Annotated in this window: 11 protein-coding genes, 2 tRNA genes and 3 rRNA genes; 3 read left to right on the top strand and 13 right to left on the bottom strand. The window is 51.1% G+C overall.

The genetic code is table 11. The annotated features are described in order from the left end of the window. Positions 1-86 precede the first annotated feature (86 nt). Complete coding sequence (polA, locus tag AC534G_RS24680; protein WP_110496344.1) at positions 87-2,873, bottom strand: DNA polymerase I; 2,787 nt, start codon at positions 2,871-2,873, stop codon at positions 87-89. Between the two features lie 363 nt (positions 2,874-3,236). Between polA and yihG the strand changes: the two genes are divergently transcribed. Further along, positions 3,237-4,172, top strand: a complete 936-nt coding sequence (gene yihG, locus AC534G_RS24685) for a 1-acylglycerol-3-phosphate O-acyltransferase, YihG family (RefSeq protein WP_038635830.1) — start codon at positions 3,237-3,239, stop codon at positions 4,170-4,172. A 13-nt stretch (positions 4,173-4,185) separates the two neighbouring features. On the opposite strand, the gene dsbA is transcribed toward yihG, so the two are convergent. The 3 genes from dsbA to AC534G_RS24700 form a co-directional block, all read right to left on the bottom strand. Continuing rightward, a complete protein-coding gene (dsbA, locus tag AC534G_RS24690) occupies positions 4,186-4,809 on the bottom strand; it encodes a thiol:disulfide interchange protein DsbA (RefSeq protein WP_038635827.1) in 624 nt (207 codons plus the stop codon). Between the two features lie 16 nt (positions 4,810-4,825). Next, entirely contained in the window at positions 4,826-5,812 is a 987-nt protein-coding gene (locus AC534G_RS24695; RefSeq protein ID WP_061382604.1) for a serine/threonine protein kinase, read from the bottom strand. A gap of 76 nt (positions 5,813-5,888) precedes the next feature. Beyond that, positions 5,889-6,158: a YihD family protein gene (locus AC534G_RS24700; protein ID WP_003028616.1), complete on the bottom strand. Its 270-nt coding sequence runs from the start codon at positions 6,156-6,158 to the stop codon at positions 5,889-5,891. Positions 6,159-6,284: 126 nt separating this feature from the next. Between AC534G_RS24700 and mobA the strand changes: the two genes are divergently transcribed. Beyond that, positions 6,285-6,812: a molybdenum cofactor guanylyltransferase MobA gene (gene mobA, locus AC534G_RS24705; RefSeq protein ID WP_233593238.1), complete on the top strand. Its 528-nt coding sequence runs from the start codon at positions 6,285-6,287 to the stop codon at positions 6,810-6,812. Next, complete coding sequence (mobB, locus tag AC534G_RS24710; protein ID WP_110496347.1) at positions 6,809-7,312, top strand: molybdopterin-guanine dinucleotide biosynthesis protein MobB; 504 nt, start codon at positions 6,809-6,811, stop codon at positions 7,310-7,312. Before mobA ends, mobB begins: the two co-directional genes overlap by 4 nt. Positions 7,313-7,428: 116 nt before the next feature. Here the strand turns inward: mobB and rrf are convergent. From rrf to pepQ, 9 genes are all read right to left on the bottom strand, one after another. Further along, positions 7,429-7,544, bottom strand: a 5S ribosomal RNA gene (gene rrf, locus AC534G_RS24715). Positions 7,545-7,641: 97 nt separating this feature from the next. Further along, positions 7,642-10,546 (bottom strand): 23S ribosomal RNA (locus AC534G_RS24720). 198 nt (positions 10,547-10,744) lie between these two features. Next, a tRNA-Ala gene (locus AC534G_RS24725) sits at positions 10,745-10,820 on the bottom strand. Positions 10,821-10,926: 106 nt separating this feature from the next. Beyond that, positions 10,927-11,003 (bottom strand) — tRNA-Ile (locus tag AC534G_RS24730). Between the two features lie 71 nt (positions 11,004-11,074). Continuing rightward, positions 11,075-12,614: ribosomal RNA gene (locus AC534G_RS24735) — 16S ribosomal RNA — on the bottom strand. Together the 16S, 23S and 5S rRNA genes with 2 tRNA genes alongside form the textbook arrangement of a ribosomal RNA operon. Positions 12,615-12,965: 351 nt before the next feature. Next, complete coding sequence (gene hemG / locus AC534G_RS24740; protein WP_038634428.1) at positions 12,966-13,511, bottom strand: menaquinone-dependent protoporphyrinogen IX dehydrogenase; 546 nt, start codon at positions 13,509-13,511, stop codon at positions 12,966-12,968. A gap of 11 nt (positions 13,512-13,522) precedes the next feature. Further along, the gene (gene trkH, locus AC534G_RS24745; RefSeq protein ID WP_003017848.1) at positions 13,523-14,974 is read right to left on the bottom strand and encodes a Trk system potassium transporter TrkH; all 1,452 of its coding nucleotides are present in this window, start codon (positions 14,972-14,974) and stop codon (positions 13,523-13,525) included. 38 nt (positions 14,975-15,012) lie between these two features. Next, a complete protein-coding gene (locus AC534G_RS24750) occupies positions 15,013-15,627 on the bottom strand; it encodes an IMPACT family protein (protein ID WP_085049785.1) in 615 nt (204 codons plus the stop codon). Continuing rightward, complete coding sequence (gene pepQ, locus AC534G_RS24755) at positions 15,627-16,958, bottom strand: Xaa-Pro dipeptidase (RefSeq protein ID WP_038634435.1); 1,332 nt, start codon at positions 16,956-16,958, stop codon at positions 15,627-15,629. The genes AC534G_RS24750 and pepQ overlap by 1 nt, the downstream gene beginning before the upstream one ends. Between the last annotated feature and the right edge of the window lie 137 nt (positions 16,959-17,095).

Genomic DNA, 17,095 nt, shown 5'->3' on the forward strand with positions numbered 1-17,095 from the left:
CTTACATAGGGAATTCTAATGGACATCACAAAAAGTTCTATCTTATGTTGCTTAGTTACGAAAAAAGGCCGTTATTCAGTCACCCCTTAGTGCGCCTGATCCCAGTTTTCACCACTACCGACTTCCACTAATAGCGGCACGTCAATCTGGGTCTCGTTTTCCATCAGTTGATGGATCTTTTTCGACACACTTTCCAGGTCATCTTTGTGCACTTCAAACACCAGTTCATCGTGAACTTGCATGATCATGCGCACGCGCGGTTGCTCGGTTTGCAGCCATCCGTCTACGGCTATCATGGCTCGCTTAATAATGTCTGCGGCAGTACCTTGCATCGGGGCGTTGATTGCGGCACGTTCAGCACCCGCGCGACGAGCGCCATTACTGGATTTAATATCCGGCAAATAGAGGCGACGACCTTCCAGCGTTTCAACGTAACCCTGCTCTTTTGCCTGTGCACGCGTGCGTTCCATATATTCCAGCACGCCAGGATAGCGTTCGAAGTAGAGATCCATGTACTTCTGTGCTTCCTTGCGCGGAATATTTAACTGGCGAGCAAGACCAAAGGCGCTCATCCCGTAGATCAGACCGAAGTTGATAGCTTTCGCGCTGCGGCGTTGTTCGTTAGTTACTGAATCCAGCGGTAAGCCAAAGACTTCAGCGGCCGTTGCGCGGTGAATATCTTTCCCTTCGGCAAATGCGGTAAGCAAGCCTTTATCACGCGAGAGGTGCGCCATGATACGTAGTTCAATCTGCGAGTAGTCCGCGGAAACAATCACGTAGTCTTCCGGTGCAATAAACGCCCGGCGAATACGACGACCTTCATCATTACGTACCGGGATGTTTTGCAGGTTCGGATCCGTTGAAGACAAGCGCCCGGTCGCGGTAACAGCCTGATGATAGGAGGTATGTACGCGCCCGGTTTTCTTGTTAATCATCAACGGAAGCTTGTCCGTATAGGTCGACTTCAGTTTTGCTAACCCGCGATATTCCAGGATCACTTTCGGCAATGGGTAATCCAACGCAAGCTCTTCCAGTACCTCTTCCGACGTTGATGGCGCGCCGCCAGGCGTTTTCTTCAGCGGCTTAATGCCCTGCTTTTCAAACAGGATGGTTTGCAGTTGCTTGGTGGAAGAGAGGTTAAACGCTTCGCCGGCAATCTCGTGCGCTTTTTGCTCCAGCTCGTTCAAACGCAGCGTCAGCTCTTCTGAATGCTTGTGCAGAACAGCCGGATCGATTTTCACACCGTTGCGCTCAACGCGAGACAAAACCGGCACCAGCGGCATATCAATATTTTCAAAGACGTTCAGCGGCCCTTTATGCTGCTGCAATTCTGGCCACATCTTCAGATGCAGCTGTAGCGTAACGTCGGCGTCTTCCGCAGCGTAACGACCGGCCTCTTCCAGCGCTATCTGGTTAAAGGTCAGCTGGTTTTTGCCTTTTCCGGCAATCTCTTCAAAGGTAATGGTTTTATGTTTCAGCCAGCGGTCCGACAGGCTGTCCATATCGTGTCGTCCAGCGACGCTGTTAAGAATGTAGGATTCGAGCATGGTGTCAAAGGTGATGCCGCGCAGCTCGATGCCATAATTCGCCAGGATGCCGCGATCGTACTTCAGGTTTTGCCCGACTTTGTGCGCGTTCTCATCTTCCAATAGCGGCTTTAGCAGCGCCAGCGCACGGTCGCGCGCGATCTGATCGGGGGCGTCCAGGTAGTCATGGGCAACAGGAACATACGCCGCCACGCCCGGTTCAATGGCAAAAGACAGTCCAACCAGATTCGCGGAGATATTGTCCAGGCTATCAGTTTCTGTATCAAAGGCGAAGACGGGCGCTTTTTTCAGCTTCGCGATCCACTCTTCCAGCGTCGCTTCATCCAGAATCGTCACGTAATTATCGTAGGAAAGAGCCGTCGCAGGTTCTTCCGGCGTAGCCTCGACGACGATTGTTTCCTGCGGTTTAGCCGCTGGCTTCGTTCCTTTCGCCTGTAGCCATTTACCGGATTCTACGTCTGCAGCCCAACGCTTAAATTCGTACTGTTTAAACAGACCAAGCAGTTCATCTGTTGCGGGCTGCTTCACTTCCAGTTGCTCGCAGGTTAACTCCAGCTCAACATCCGTTTTAATGGTCGCTAATTGATAAGAGAGGTACGCCACCTCTTTATTTTGCTCAAGCTTGCCCGCCATGGTTTTCGCACCACGGAAAGTCAGACCCGCAATTTTGTCAGATTCAGCATAAAGGGTATCCAGCCCCCCCAAGCCCTGAAGCAGAGCCTGAGCCGTTTTCTCACCCACGCCAGGAACGCCTGGAATGTTATCGGAGGAGTCGCCCATCAGCGCCAGGAAATCAATGATCAGCTCAGGCGGCACACCATACTTATTCACCACTTCATCCGGGCCGAGGATCGTATTAGTCATGGTGTTGATCAGGGTGATGTTCGGTGTCACCAACTGAGCCATGTCTTTATCACCGGTACTGATCAATACCGGACGACCAACCTTTTCCGCTTCACGCGCCAGCGTACCGATAACATCATCGGCTTCCACGCCTGAAACAGCCAGTAATGGCAGCCCCATCGCTTTTACCATCGCATGCAGAGGTTCAATCTGCGCGCGCAGATCGTCAGGCATTGGCGGACGATGTGACTTGTAATGCTCGAATAATTCATCACGGAAGGTTTTACCCTTAGCGTCGAATACCACAGCAGCATGGGTCGGCTGATATTGTAGAATCAAGCTACGCAACATGTTGAGAACACCGTACATCGCACCAGTAGGTTCTCCTGCGCTGTTAGTCAGCGGCGGAAACGCGTGATATGCGCGATAAAGGTAAGATGAGCCATCTACAAGGATAAGTGGGTTTTCTGGGATCTGAACCATAATGTCCGTGCCTGTTTATCAGATTATGGGTAAAGGATGCCACAGACGGGATGAAAACATGAGTTTTTCGCCGTTTTTGTCGAAAAACTTTTGCAGTTCTTCTGCTTTGATCGCAAATCAAACTGTGGATAACTTTGTGAATAAATAATTTTCAGCGCTTTAAATATAGCAAGTTAATTATTGAACAATTACATTTTTTCATATATTTCAATTAATTAAATAAACTTACAGCATTTTATCCCATTTTTATCGCTTGTCTCCTGATGTGGATAGATATTCCTTTTTTTTCTATTCAGGGAAGATCCATCATTTGGTTCGTTTTCTGATAAAATTAGCCCCTTGCGCCTCTTTAGCGCACTGTCTATGGCTAACCTTTTGAATAATTTAATTATGACAAGAATACTCGCTGCGATAACGCTGTTGCTGAGTATCGTATTGACCATATTGGTCACGATTTTTTGTTCTGTGCCGATCATCCTTGCCGGGGTTGTAAAACTCCTTTTGCCTGTTCCTGTCGTCTGGCGCAAGGTTTCCATCTTCTGTAATTTCATGATGTATTGCTGGTGTGAAGGTCTGGCGCTACTTCTGCACCTCAATCCACGATTGAAGTGGGACGTCGAAGGGCTGGAAGGTCTTAGCAAAAAAAACTGGTATCTGCTCATTTGTAATCATTACAGCTGGGCCGATATCGTTGTGCTTTGCGTTCTGTTCCGTAAGCACATCCCGATGAATAAATATTTTCTCAAGCAACAGCTGGCCTGGGTGCCGTTTATTGGTCTGGCCTGCTGGGCGCTGGATATGCCGTTTATGAAACGTTATTCACGCGGCTATCTGCTCCGTCATCCGGAACGGCGCGGTAAAGATGTGGAAACAACGCGTCGTTCCTGCGAGAAGTTTCGCGTACACCCGACAACTATCGTAAATTTTGTCGAAGGTTCACGCTTTACTAACGAGAAACGTGAGCAAACCCGCTCCCCCTATCAAAACCTGCTCCCACCTAAGGCGGCCGGTATCGCTATGGCATTGAATGTGCTGGGGTCGCAGTTTGATAAGTTGCTGAACGTCACGTTGTGCTACCCGGAAAATAGCAGCCGCCCTTTCTACGATATGCTGAGCGGCAAATTAACGCGTATTGTCGTGCGGGTGAACCTGGAGCAAATTCAAGAAGAGTTGCACGGTGATTACGTGAACGATAAAGGTTTCAAGCGTCGGTTTCAGCTATGGTTGAATACGCTCTGGAGCGAGAAAGACGCGCAAATAGATGCGATTAAAGCCACAAACAAAAAAGCCGGTCAATGACCGGCTTTCGCTTTTACTTCTGACTAACCAGGAATTTCACGGTATCCGCATACTGCTGTACAAAGATATCCATGCTGCTGGTATCCATGCCTTGCGGGTTTACCTGGTATTTACCATTCACGAACATCGCCGGAACGCCCTGCAGCTGTAAATCAGCCGCCGCTTTTTCCTGCTGCGCCACGAGTGATTTCACCACAAAGCTGTTCCATGCCGCATCGTAGTCTTCACCTTTAATACCCGCGTCGACAAACACTTTACGGATATCTGCAACAGACTGAACGGTCTGGGTTTTCTGAACCCCTTCAAACAGCGGAACAGTGACCTTATCTTCAACGCCAAGTGCCATAGCAACAGCCCAGGCCTGCGTCAGATCTTTACCCAAAGGCCCAAGAAACTCGACGTGGTATTTGGTCATCTTAGTGCCTTCCGGCAGTTTTTTCTTCACGTTATCAGACACATGAAGCACTTCTTCAAACTGGTAGCAATGCGGGCAGTAGAAGGAGAAGAACTCCAACACTTGCGGTTCACCCGCAACAGGCTTTTCCAGAGTGATGTATTGTTTGCCATCCTGGAACTGCGCCGCAGATGCGCTAAAAGCTAAAACCATACCAGCCAGCGCCAGCCATATTTTTTTCATGTTCAAGTTTCTCCGATTAATACATTGGCGTTAATTGTAAGGGGGGCTCTTGCAGAATTTTTGCCTGCTCAATAAAAGTTGCGGTCTGACGATGCCAGTAATCTTCCCCGGTTAACCACGGGAAGTTTTTTGGAAACGCAGGGTCACCCCAACGTCGAATCAGCCATGCAAGATAATAAACTAAACGCATAGCACGTAAAGGTTCGATCAGTCCGATTTCTGTCGTGTCGAACTCACTAAACTCTTCATAAGCCTCGATAATGGTTTCAAGCTGCATGCGTTGTTCAGCTTTATCACCATTGAGGAGCATCCATAAATCCTGAACAGCCGGACCATTGCGGGCATCATCTAAATCGACAAACATTGGGCCGTCACGCCACAGAATATTGCCGGCATGACAATCACCGTGCAGGCGTAACGTGGCAAAACGCGTATGCCAGCATTCGGAAACTACTGTAATAAGTGAATCCGTTGCTTTCAGGAAGGCTGCTTTTTGCCCTGAAGGAATAAGTTGGGCCTGTTCAAACAGTTTACGCGGTTCGGTCAGATACTCTTCAAGGCCAATCGTGGGACGGAAAGCGAAATTACGCTTGCCGCCAGTCTGGTGCATACGCCCCAGATAGCGCCCAACCGCCTCCATCTGATCGATGTTATCTGCCTCAAACTGGCGCCCGCCGACGCTTGGGAAGATCGCATAATGAAAACCCTGATGGCTTAACAGTGTTTGGCCGTTCAGTACCAGCGGTGCAGCAACCGGCACTTCATCGCTCACCAGTTCCAGCGCAAACTGGTGCTCTTCCTGGATCTGATCGACGGACCAACGCTCAGGGCGATAAAACTTAACGACAAAGCGTCTGCGGTCTTCGTCCTGAAACTGATAGACACGGTTTTCATAGCTGTTAAGCGGGGTAAGCCCGGAGTCCACCCGGATCCCCTGCTCAAACAGCGCATCCATGATGGTATCCGGGTGTAGCGTCTGGAAAGTAAAAGCGTTGTCGTTCATCCCATCATCCGGAAAATACTACGAATGATTCAGGATATCATTTCGCAGCGCTTTCGGTGGCGGCGATTACAAGCTTTTACTCTTTAATTACGCCACGTGCGCGGAGAAGGGCTGTTTTAAAATCTTCTTCATAATCTTTCTGAATACCTGGGATGACGGCGTCTTTCGCCGAGTCACGCATTTTCAGGTGATAGATCAGAATGTCATCAGTTAAATCCGCCAGTTCACCGTCAAAACCTGACTCTTGCGCCAGTTTCTGTAAAAATTGCATCAGGTTAAGATCGGGTTCTTTCTGCCAGGCTGGCTGGAGGAGTTCAATAACTTCATTCAGGCGTTTACATTTCATGGTTGTGCTCCTTAGGCTCAATACGGATACGTTAGCAGGGTCAATCCCACATTAAAAGAGGCGATATCAGTGATTCTGGATAGTGCAATAACAGGGGTTGTGCTGGCGGGCGGTAAGGCCAGACGGATGGGCGGAACGGATAAAGGTTTGCTTGAGCTGGACGGTAAACCGCTTTGGCGGCATGTAGCCGATACCCTCGCTTTGCAGGTCGAAACCGTAGTCGTTAATGCCAATCGCCACCGGGATATCTACCAACAAAGCGGCCTGAAAGTGATTCCCGATGCCCTGGCCGATTTCCCTGGCCCACTGGCCGGGATGCTGTCGGTATTCCTGCAGCAAGCGGGAGACTGGTTTTTGTTCTGCCCGTGCGATATGCCCTATATTCCTCACGATCTGGTCTCTCGTTTAAAAGAGCAGCGCAAAGCTGCACCAATCGTCTGGGTGCATGATGGGGAAAGAGATCACCCGACCATTGCCCTGATGCACCGTTCCTTGCAGCCCTTGCTACAGGATTATCTTCAGTCAGGTGAACGACGCGTCATGATTTTTATGCGTCAGGCTGGCGGTCATGCCGTCGATTTCAGCGATCATAAAGATGCATTCGTAAACGTGAACACACCTGAAGAACTCGCAAAATGGCAGGAAAAATCATGATCCCATTACTTGCCATTGCGGCATGGAGCGGTACGGGAAAAACCACGCTGCTAAAGAAACTGATCCCTGAGCTGCGCGCCAGAGGTATTAGACCCGGATTGATTAAGCATACTCACCATAATATGGATATCGACAAGCCCGGCAAAGATAGCTATGAGCTGCGCAAGGCAGGGGCGGCACAAACACTGGTCGCCAGTCAGCAACGTTGGGCGTTAATGGTAGAAACACCGGAAGAACCCGAACTGGATTTAGTGTATCTGGTAAGCAGGATGGATGCTTCGACGTTGGATATGGTACTGGTTGAGGGATTTAAGCATGAACCTGTTGCGAAGATCCTGCTTTTTCGCGAGGGCTGCGGGCATAGTTCTGAAGAGTTGGCGATGGATGAGTTTGTTATCGCGGTTGCCAGTGATGTTCCGTTACCTGTGGATGTTCCATCATTAGATATTAATGATATACAGCAAATTGCTGATTTTGTTATGCAATGGGTAAGAAGATAACCACGGAGCCGCAATGTGCCTGATGCGCTGCGCTTATCAGGCCTACAAAATACGTTCATTTCACACAGACGCAAAAAAGCCCATCCGGCAGGATGGGCTTCTTCACTTTATTTGATGCCTGGCAGTTCCCTACTCTCGCATGGGGAGACCCCACACTACCATCGGCGCTACGGCGTTTCACTTCTGAGTTCGGCATGGGGTCAGGTGGGACCACCGCGCTACAGCCGCCAGGCAAATTCTGTTTATTAACCCGCTTTTCGCCGGTTAATGTCATCTGTAATCAAGCTGAAACTGATGTCTGTCTTTCGCCAAAACACCTTCGGCGTTGTAAGGTTAAGCCTCACGGTTCATTAGTATCGGTTAGCTCAATGTATCGCTACACTTACACACCCGACCTATCAACGTCGTCGTCTTCAACGTTCCTTCAGGAGACTCTAGGTCTCAGGGAGAACTCATCTCGGGGCAAGTTTCGTGCTTAGATGCTTTCAGCACTTATCTCTTCCGCATTTAGCTACCGGGCAGTGCCATTGGCATGACAACCCGAACACCAGTGATGCGTCCACTCCGGTCCTCTCGTACTAGGAGCAGCCCCCCTCAATTCTCCAGCGCCCACGGCAGATAGGGACCGAACTGTCTCACGACGTTCTAAACCCAGCTCGCGTACCACTTTAAATGGCGAACAGCCATACCCTTGGGACCTACTTCAGCCCCAGGATGTGATGAGCCGACATCGAGGTGCCAAACACCGCCGTCGATATGAACTCTTGGGCGGTATCAGCCTGTTATCCCCGGAGTACCTTTTATCCGTTGAGCGATGGCCCTTCCATTCAGAACCACCGGATCACTAAGACCTGCTTTCGCACCTGCTCGAGCCGTCACTCTCGCAGTCAAGCTAGCTTATGCCTTTGCACTAACCTCCTGATGTCCGACCAGGATTAGCTAACCTTCGTGCTCCTCCGTTACTCTTTGGGAGGAGACCGCCCCAGTCAAACTACCCACCAGACACTGTCCGCAACCCGGATTACGGGCCCACGTTAGAACACCAGCCATTAAAGGGTGGTATTTCAAGGACGGCTCCATGCAGACTGGCGTCCACACTTCAAAGCCTCCCACCTATCCTACACATCAAGGACCAGTGTTCAGTGTCAAGCTATAGTAAAGGTTCACGGGGTCTTTCCGTCTTGCCGCGGGTACACTGCATCTTCACAGCGAGTTCAATTTCACTGAGTCTCGGGTGGAGACAGCCTGGCCATCATTACGCCATTCGTGCAGGTCGGAACTTACCCGACAAGGAATTTCGCTACCTTAGGACCGTTATAGTTACGGCCGCCGTTTACCGGGGCTTCGATCAAGAGCTTCTCCTTACGGATAACCCCATCAATTAACCTTCCGGCACCGGGCAGGCGTCACACCGTATACGTCCACTTTCGTGTTTGCACAGTGCTGTGTTTTTAATAAACAGTTGCAGCCAGCTGGTATCTTCGACTGATTTCAGCTCCATGAGTAAATCACTTCACCTACCTATCAGCGTGCCTTCTCCCGAAGTTACGGCACCATTTTGCCTAGTTCCTTCACCCGAGTTCTCTCAAGCGCCTTGGTATTCTCTACCTGACCACCTGTGTCGGTTTGGGGTACGATTTCGTGTTACCTGATGCTTAGAGGCTTTTCCTGGAAGCAGGGCATTTGTCACTTCAGCACCGTAGTGCCTCGTCATCACACCTCAGCGTTAAAAGGTACCGGATTTACCTGGAACCTCCGCCTACATGCTTAAACCGGGACAACCGTCGCCCGGCCAACATAGCCTTCTCCGTCCCCCCTTCGCAGTAACACCAAGTACAGGAATATTAACCTGTTTCCCATCGACTACGCCTTTCGGCCTCGCCTTAGGGGTCGACTCACCCTGCCCCGATTAACGTTGGACAGGAACCCTTGGTCTTCCGGCGTGCGGGTTTTTCACCCGCATTATCGTTACTTATGTCAGCATTCGCACTTCTGATACCTCCAGCAGCCCTCACAGGCCACCTTCAACGGCTTACAGAACGCTCCCCTACCCAACAACACATAGTGTCGCTGCCGCAGCTTCGGTGCATGGTTTAGCCCCGTTACATCTTCCGCGCAGGCCGACTCGACCAGTGAGCTATTACGCTTTCTTTAAATGATGGCTGCTTCTAAGCCAACATCCTGGCTGTCTGTGCCTTCCCACATCGTTTCCCACTTAACCATGACTTTGGGACCTTAGCTGGCGGTCTGGGTTGTTTCCCTCTTCACGACGGACGTTAGCACCCGCCGTGTGTCTCCCGTGATAACATTCTTCGGTATTCGCAGTTTGCATCGGGTTGGTAAGTCGGGATGACCCCCTAGCCGAAACAGTGCTCTACCCCCGAAGATGAGTTCACGAGGCGCTACCTAAATAGCTTTCGGGGAGAACCAGCTATCTCCCGGTTTGATTGGCCTTTCACCCCCAGCCACAAGTCATCCGCTAATTTTTCAACATTAGTCGGTTCGGTCCTCCAGTTAGTGTTACCCAACCTTCAACCTGCCCATGGCTAGATCACCGGGTTTCGGGTCTATACCCTGCAACTTAACGCCCAGTTAAGACTCGGTTTCCCTTCGGCTCCCCTATACGGTTAACCTTGCTACAGAATATAAGTCGCTGACCCATTATACAAAAGGTACGCAGTCACACCCGAAGGTGCTCCCACTGCTTGTACGTACACGGTTTCAGGTTCTTTTTCACTCCCCTCGCCGGGGTTCTTTTCGCCTTTCCCTCACGGTACTGGTTCACTATCGGTCAGTCAGGAGTATTTAGCCTTGGAGGATGGTCCCCCCATATTCAGACAGGATACCACGTGTCCCGCCCTACTCTTCGAGTTCACAGCACATGCGTTTTTGTGTACGGGACTATCACCCTGTACCGTCGGACTTTCCAGACCGTTCCACTAACACACATGCTGATTCAGACTCTGGGCTGCTCCCCGTTCGCTCGCCGCTACTGGGGGAATCTCGGTTGATTTCTTTTCCTCGGGGTACTTAGATGTTTCAGTTCCCCCGGTTCGCTTCGTTAACCTATGTATTCAGTTAACGATAGTGTGACGAATCACACTGGGTTTCCCCATTCGGAAATCGCCGGTTATAACGGTTCATATCACCTTACCGGCGCTTATCGCAGATTAGCACGTCCTTCATCGCCTCTGACTGCCAGGGCATCCACCGTGTACGCTTAGTCGCTTAACCTCACAACCCGAAGATGTTTCACTTCTGATTGCGAAAATTTGAGAGACTCGAACACACCTTTTATCTGTTCTTATTACGGAGAACAGACACAGTGTGTCGTTTCAATTTTCAGCTTGATCCAGATTTTTAAAGAGCAAAACTTCGCAGTGAACCTTTTCAGGTACACTCTGAAGTTTTCTTGGGTTGTTGCAGTAAAGATGGTGGAGCTATGCGGGATCGAACCGCAGACCTCCTGCGTGCAAAGCAGGCGCTCTCCCAGCTGAGCTATAGCCCCATCGACGTCAAATCTCATTACCGTAATTCGGTTCCGGGCAAGGCGTGGAATGACGAAGCATACTTCAGTATGCGAGTTATTTCACAACGCAGCACGGGAGCGAATTTGGTAGGCCTGAGTGGACTTGAACCACCGACCTCACCCTTATCAGGGGTGCGCTCTAACCACCTGAGCTACAAGCCTGCAGAGATTTTCTTACTGCTAATTTTCATCAGACAATCTGTGTGAGCACTGCAAAGAACGTTTCTTTAAGGTAAGGAGGTGATCCAACCGCAGGTTCCCCTACGGTTACCTTGTTACGACTTCACCCCAGTCATGAATCACAAAGTGGTAAGCGCCCTCCCGAAGGTTAAGCTACCTACTTCTTTTGCAACCCACTCCCATGGTGTGACGGGCGGTGTGTACAAGGCCCGGGAACGTATTCACCGTGGCATTCTGATCCACGATTACTAGCGATTCCGACTTCATGGAGTCGAGTTGCAGACTCCAATCCGGACTACGACATACTTTATGAGGTCCGCTTGCTCTCGCGAGGTCGCTTCTCTTTGTATATGCCATTGTAGCACGTGTGTAGCCCTACTCGTAAGGGCCATGATGACTTGACGTCATCCCCACCTTCCTCCAGTTTATCACTGGCAGTCTCCTTTGAGTTCCCGACCGAATCGCTGGCAACAAAGGATAAGGGTTGCGCTCGTTGCGGGACTTAACCCAACATTTCACAACACGAGCTGACGACAGCCATGCAGCACCTGTCTCAGAGTTCCCGAAGGCACCAAAGCATCTCTGCTAAGTTCTCTGGATGTCAAGAGTAGGTAAGGTTCTTCGCGTTGCATCGAATTAAACCACATGCTCCACCGCTTGTGCGGGCCCCCGTCAATTCATTTGAGTTTTAACCTTGCGGCCGTACTCCCCAGGCGGTCGACTTAACGCGTTAGCTCCGGAAGCCACGCCTCAAGGGCACAACCTCCAAGTCGACATCGTTTACGGCGTGGACTACCAGGGTATCTAATCCTGTTTGCTCCCCACGCTTTCGCACCTGAGCGTCAGTCTTTGTCCAGGGGGCCGCCTTCGCCACCGGTATTCCTCCAGATCTCTACGCATTTCACCGCTACACCTGGAATTCTACCCCCCTCTACAAGACTCTAGCCTGCCAGTTTCGGATGCAGTTCCCAGGTTGAGCCCGGGGATTTCACATCCGACTTGACAGACCGCCTGCGTGCGCTTTACGCCCAGTAATTCCGATTAACGCTTGCACCCTCCGTATTACCGCGGCTGCTGGCACGGAGTTAGCCGGTGCTTCTTCTGCGAGTAACGTCAATCGCTGTGGTTATTAACCACAACGCCTTCCTCCTCGCTGAAAGTACTTTACAACCCGAAGGCCTTCTTCATACACGCGGCATGGCTGCATCAGGCTTGCGCCCATTGTGCAATATTCCCCACTGCTGCCTCCCGTAGGAGTCTGGACCGTGTCTCAGTTCCAGTGTGGCTGGTCATCCTCTCAGACCAGCTAGGGATCGTCGCCTAGGTGAGCCGTTACCCCACCTACAAGCTAATCCCATCTGGGCACATCCGATGGCAAGAGGCCCGAAGGTCCCCCTCTTTGGTCTTGCGACATTATGCGGTATTAGCTACCGTTTCCAGTAGTTATCCCCCTCCATCGGGCAGTTTCCCAGACATTACTCACCCGTCCGCCACTCGTCACCCGAGAGCAAGCTCTCTGTGCTACCGTTCGACTTGCATGTGTTAGGCCTGCCGCCAGCGTTCAATCTGAGCCATGATCAAACTCTTCAATTTAAGTTTGATGCTCGTGAATTAAACTTCGTAATGAATTACGTGTTCACTCAGAGACTTGGTATTCATTTTTCGTCTTGCGACGTTAAGAATCCGTATCTTCGAGTGCCCACACAGATTGTCTGATAAATTGTTAAAGAGCAGTGCCGCTTCGCTTTTTCTCAGCGGCGCGGGGTGTGCATATTACGCTATCCCGCTTCAGAGTCAAGCGTTTATTTACGCTTTTCTCCGCTGACCCGGCGGCGTGTAATCCGTTGTTCCGTGTCAGTGGAGGCGCATTATAGGGAGTTATTTCAGGCTGACAAGGGGAAATTTAAAATAATTTTCCGAGTGATTATTTTTTATTCTTTGCGCTTATTTTGGCAACGTTTTGTGGGTTAATTGGGCAATTTCCCGTGCAAAACCCGCGACCTGTTCCCAATCGGTATACACCACTTCTTTATGCGTATCCGTTTCACCGCCTGACATCTTCATTATCAGTTGGATCATCACACGGTCATACCAGCGATAGCGGGGATACAGCAAAGCGCCGGCAATAACCGCACTGCGATCCGGCCGCCACGGCGAACTCATCAGGAACTTACGCGCATAGCTGTTGGTTTGCGGCGTACGCTTCTCCGGTTTACGGGCAACCAGGTTAACGGAGTAGAACGCACTCGGCATCGCATTCAGCCGCGTGGCATGCTTTTTCACAAACTCCTGAAATGCGGCATGGTAATGACCATAGCGAATCGAGGCGCCAATCACCACGCTGTCATAATTTTGCCAGTCAGGCTCCGCGGTGCGATGCAAATTAACAACATCCGTCCAAACGCCCAGCTCTTTGAGTTCAGAAGCCAGATACTCGGCGATTTCACGCGTTTGCCCGTCCCGGGAAGAAAAAAGAATCAGTGTTTTCACGTGTTACTCCATTATTCACGCCAGAAAGTAGGGGTAAAGAGTACCAGCAGAGTAAAGACCTCCAGACGACCAAACAGCATATTGGCAATCAGGATCCACTTCGCCACGGGGTTCATACTGGCAAAGTTGTCGGCGACAACGCCCAGCCCAGGACCGAGGTTATTCAGCGTCGCCACCACGGAGGCAAACGCGGAGAAGTCATCAACACCGGTCGCAATAATCGCCAGCATACTGATAATAAAGACCAGTGCATAGGCAGAAAAGAATCCCCAGACGGCTTCAAGAATTCGCTCCGGCAGCGCACGGTTACCCAGCTTGATACTGTAAACAGCATTCGGGTGAACCAGACGTTTCAACTCGCGGTTACCTTGCTTAAACAGCAACAGGATACGAATCACCTTCAAGCCACCGCCCGTAGACCCGGCACAGCCGCCGATAAAGGCAGAACACAACAACAGCACCGGCAGGAACAGCGGCCAGCGGGCAATGCTGTCGGTGGTAAATCCGGCGGTCGTCGCCATTGATACCACCTGGAAAAAGGCCTGGTTGATGGTCGTGAGCGCTGAACCGTAGGTATTGTGTATCCACAGTACCAGCGTACAGACAGCCACCAGCGTCAACTGCACGCCGATGAACATGCGAAATTCCGGATCGCGCCAGTAGACCTTCAGGCTACGGCCGCTTAATAAAGAGAAGTGCAGGCCATAGTTACAGCCGGAGATCAGCAAGAAGATAGCAATGATGGTGTTGATCGTGGGACTGTCGAAATATCCCACGCTGGCATCGTGCGTGGAAAAGCCGCCAATCGCAATCGTGGCAAAGCTGTGCCCAATGGCGTCAAACGCTGGCATCCCGGCAAACCATAGCGCCAGTGCACATGCCACCGTCAGCAATACATAGATAAGCCACAGGGTTTTCGCCGTTTCGGCAATACGCGGGCGCATTTTATTATCTTTCAGCGGCCCCGGCATTTCTGCCCGGTAGAGCTGCATCCCCCCAACGCCAAGAATAGGCAGAATAGCCACCGCCAGCACGATGATCCCCATCCCGCCGAACCATTGCAGCATCTGTCGATAAAAGAGGATAGCGTGTGGCAATGAATCCAGCCCCACCAGCGTTGTTGCCCCGGTGGTGGTCAATCCGGAAAAGGATTCAAAAAATGCATCGGTAATCGTCAGGTTAGGGCTTTCCGCAAAGATGAACGGCAGCGCACCCACGCTACCCAGCACGGTCCAGAACAAGACGACAATCAGAAAACCTTCGCGAGATTTCAGCTCGCCTTTCTCTTTGCGGTTCGGCCACCACAGCATGGAGCCGATCGCCAGAGCAACGAAGAAAGTTTGGGTAAATGCACGCCCTGCCCCATCACGATAGATGAGCGCCACCAGTCCGGGGATAATCATTGTTCCCGAGAATAAGATGACCAGTAGTCCAACGATTCGGGTAATGGCGCGAAAATGCATCTCTACCGCTTCCTTAGTTCTTTAAAATGAGGTGGGGATTATTCTTCAATCGCTAACAATTGCAATGAACCACGACTAAAATCCGCCAGTTTTGCCGAAAATTCATCCACTTTGGCATAAGGAAGCGCCACCCTGAGCCGAACAAAAGCCTGGTAATCACTGGCAACGACTTTACCGTCAAACTGACCCAGCAAAGCTTCTATGCCTGCCAGCTGACCGTACTCACACTGCAAAGTATATTCGGTTAATGGCGTCTTGCGCTGTGTCGTTAACTGACGCAACGCCTGATTCACACCGCCACCGTAGGCTTTTACCAGCCCACCCGTACCGAGAAGAATACCGCCGTAGTAGCGCACCACCACCGCGGTAATCTCACCGACACCGCTGCCCATCAGTTGCGCGAGCATCGGCTTGCCTGCCGTTCCCGCCGGTTCGCCATCGTCTGAAAAGCCCAACTGCTGCGAGTCATTCGGCGCACCCGCCACCCATGCCACACAATGGTGGCGGGCGTCCGGGTGTTCCGTTTTGACGGACTCAACGAATGCTTTCGCCGCTTCTACGCCGTCCGTATGGGCGAGCAGCGTAATAAAGCGGCTTTTTTTGATCTCTTCAACGACGCTAACCGGCGCCGCAGGGATTAACCAACTGTCCATTACGCCAGTTTTAAATCCCGCGTCATGTTCTCGATATTGTTCTCGTGGACCACCACGTTGTCTTCAATACGAATACCGCCGAACGGTTTCAGAGCTTCAATTTTCTGCCAGTTGAAGTGTTTGCTGAACTGCCCTTCACGCCACGGCGCCAGCAGCGATTCAATAAAGTAGATGCCCGGTTCGATGGTCAGAACCATGCCCGGCTGCAGAACACGGGTGCAGCGCAGGTAAGGATACTTCGACGGGGCAGCAAGGTGGGTACCGCTGTCATCCTGCATAAAGCCAGCGACATCATGCACCTGCAGACCCAACGGGTGACCAATACCGTGCGGCATAAACGGTCCAGTAAGATCGTTTTCCACCATCGCCTCTTCACTCATATCGGTGATGATTTGATGCTTACGCAGCAGCTTCGCGATGCGCTGATGGAACTGAATGTGGTAATCCACGTAGCTGGTACCTGCTTTCATGGTAGCGATAAGCGCCAGCTCTTCGTCGTTAACATCTTTCACCAGATGCGCATAGTCGTTGTCGCTTTTCGCCGACCAGGTACGCGTCAGGTCTGCTGCATAGCCGTTATATTCCGCACCAGCGTCCAGCAGGAAGCTGCGAATTTCAGACGGCGCCTGATGATCCAGTTTGGTGTAATGAAGAACCGACGCATGCTCATTAAGCGCAACGATGTTGCTGTATGGCACGTCAGTGTCGCGGTGACCGGTCGCGGTCAGATAAGCCAGGTTGATGTCAAACTCGCTCATCCCGGAACGGAATGCTTCTTCCGCGGCACGGTGTCCATTCACCGCCATTTTCTGCGCTTCGCGCATACAGGCCAGTTCGTAATCCGTTTTAAAGGCGCGGTAATAATGCAGGTAGTCGATCACCCCTTTCGGGTTGATGTTGCTGGCCGCGATGTCCAGTTGCAACGCACGTTCCGGAACCGGACCGATATAACCGATATTGCCGCGAGCAGCTGGCAGTTGGCTACCGATACCGTCCGCTTTTGGCAGCGCGATGATCTCGATTTCTTCCGTCCAGAAGGAGGTCGGCAGCGGCTCAACGTTATGCCAGTAGTCGACCGGCAGATAGAACCACAATTTTGGCTTATTCACACCATCCACCAGCAACCAGCAGTTAGGGACCTGCGTTACGGGTACCCAGGCTTTGAATTGCGGATTGACCTTAAACGGGTACGGATGGTCGTCAAGAAAGACGTTAACAAGTTCGCCAGAGTGAATAAGTAACGCATCCAGCTTGAAGCGTTCCAGCGCGTCGCGCGCCCGCTCTTGTAAGGTAACGATATGATTTTTATAGAGTGCGGCCAGTGATTCCATTTTCTATCCTTCTGTTTTTGACCTCAAGACTCCGCATCTTAGCACATCGCTTTGTGAGTGCGTGATTTCTGCCGAGCGTGATCAAATCGTCATTTCTTTAATCATTCATTTGCATTTTTTTAACATAAAACACACAC

The sequence above is a fragment of the Citrobacter sp. CRE-46 genome (assembly GCF_059615875.1).

Bases quoted from the DNA above. Each gene is read 5' to 3' on its own strand.
- polA (WP_110496344.1), bottom strand. From the start codon at position 2,873: ATGGTTCAGATCCCAGAAAACCCACTTATCCTTGTAGATGGCTCATCT.
- yihG (WP_038635830.1), top strand. From the start codon at position 3,237: ATGGCTAACCTTTTGAATAATTTAATTATGACAAGAATACTCGCTGCG.
- dsbA (WP_038635827.1), bottom strand. From the start codon at position 4,809: ATGAAAAAAATATGGCTGGCGCTGGCTGGTATGGTTTTAGCTTTTAGC.
- AC534G_RS24695 (WP_061382604.1), bottom strand. From the start codon at position 5,812: ATGAACGACAACGCTTTTACTTTCCAGACGCTACACCCGGATACCATC.
- AC534G_RS24700 (WP_003028616.1), bottom strand. From the start codon at position 6,158: ATGAAATGTAAACGCCTGAATGAAGTTATTGAACTCCTCCAGCCAGCC.
- mobA (WP_233593238.1), top strand. From the start codon at position 6,285: ATGGGCGGAACGGATAAAGGTTTGCTTGAGCTGGACGGTAAACCGCTT.
- mobB (WP_110496347.1), top strand. From the start codon at position 6,809: ATGATCCCATTACTTGCCATTGCGGCATGGAGCGGTACGGGAAAAACC.
- trkH (WP_003017848.1), bottom strand. From the start codon at position 14,974: ATGCATTTTCGCGCCATTACCCGAATCGTTGGACTACTGGTCATCTTA.
- AC534G_RS24750 (WP_085049785.1), bottom strand. From the start codon at position 15,627: ATGGACAGTTGGTTAATCCCTGCGGCGCCGGTTAGCGTCGTTGAAGAG.
- pepQ (WP_038634435.1), bottom strand. From the start codon at position 16,958: ATGGAATCACTGGCCGCACTCTATAAAAATCATATCGTTACCTTACAA.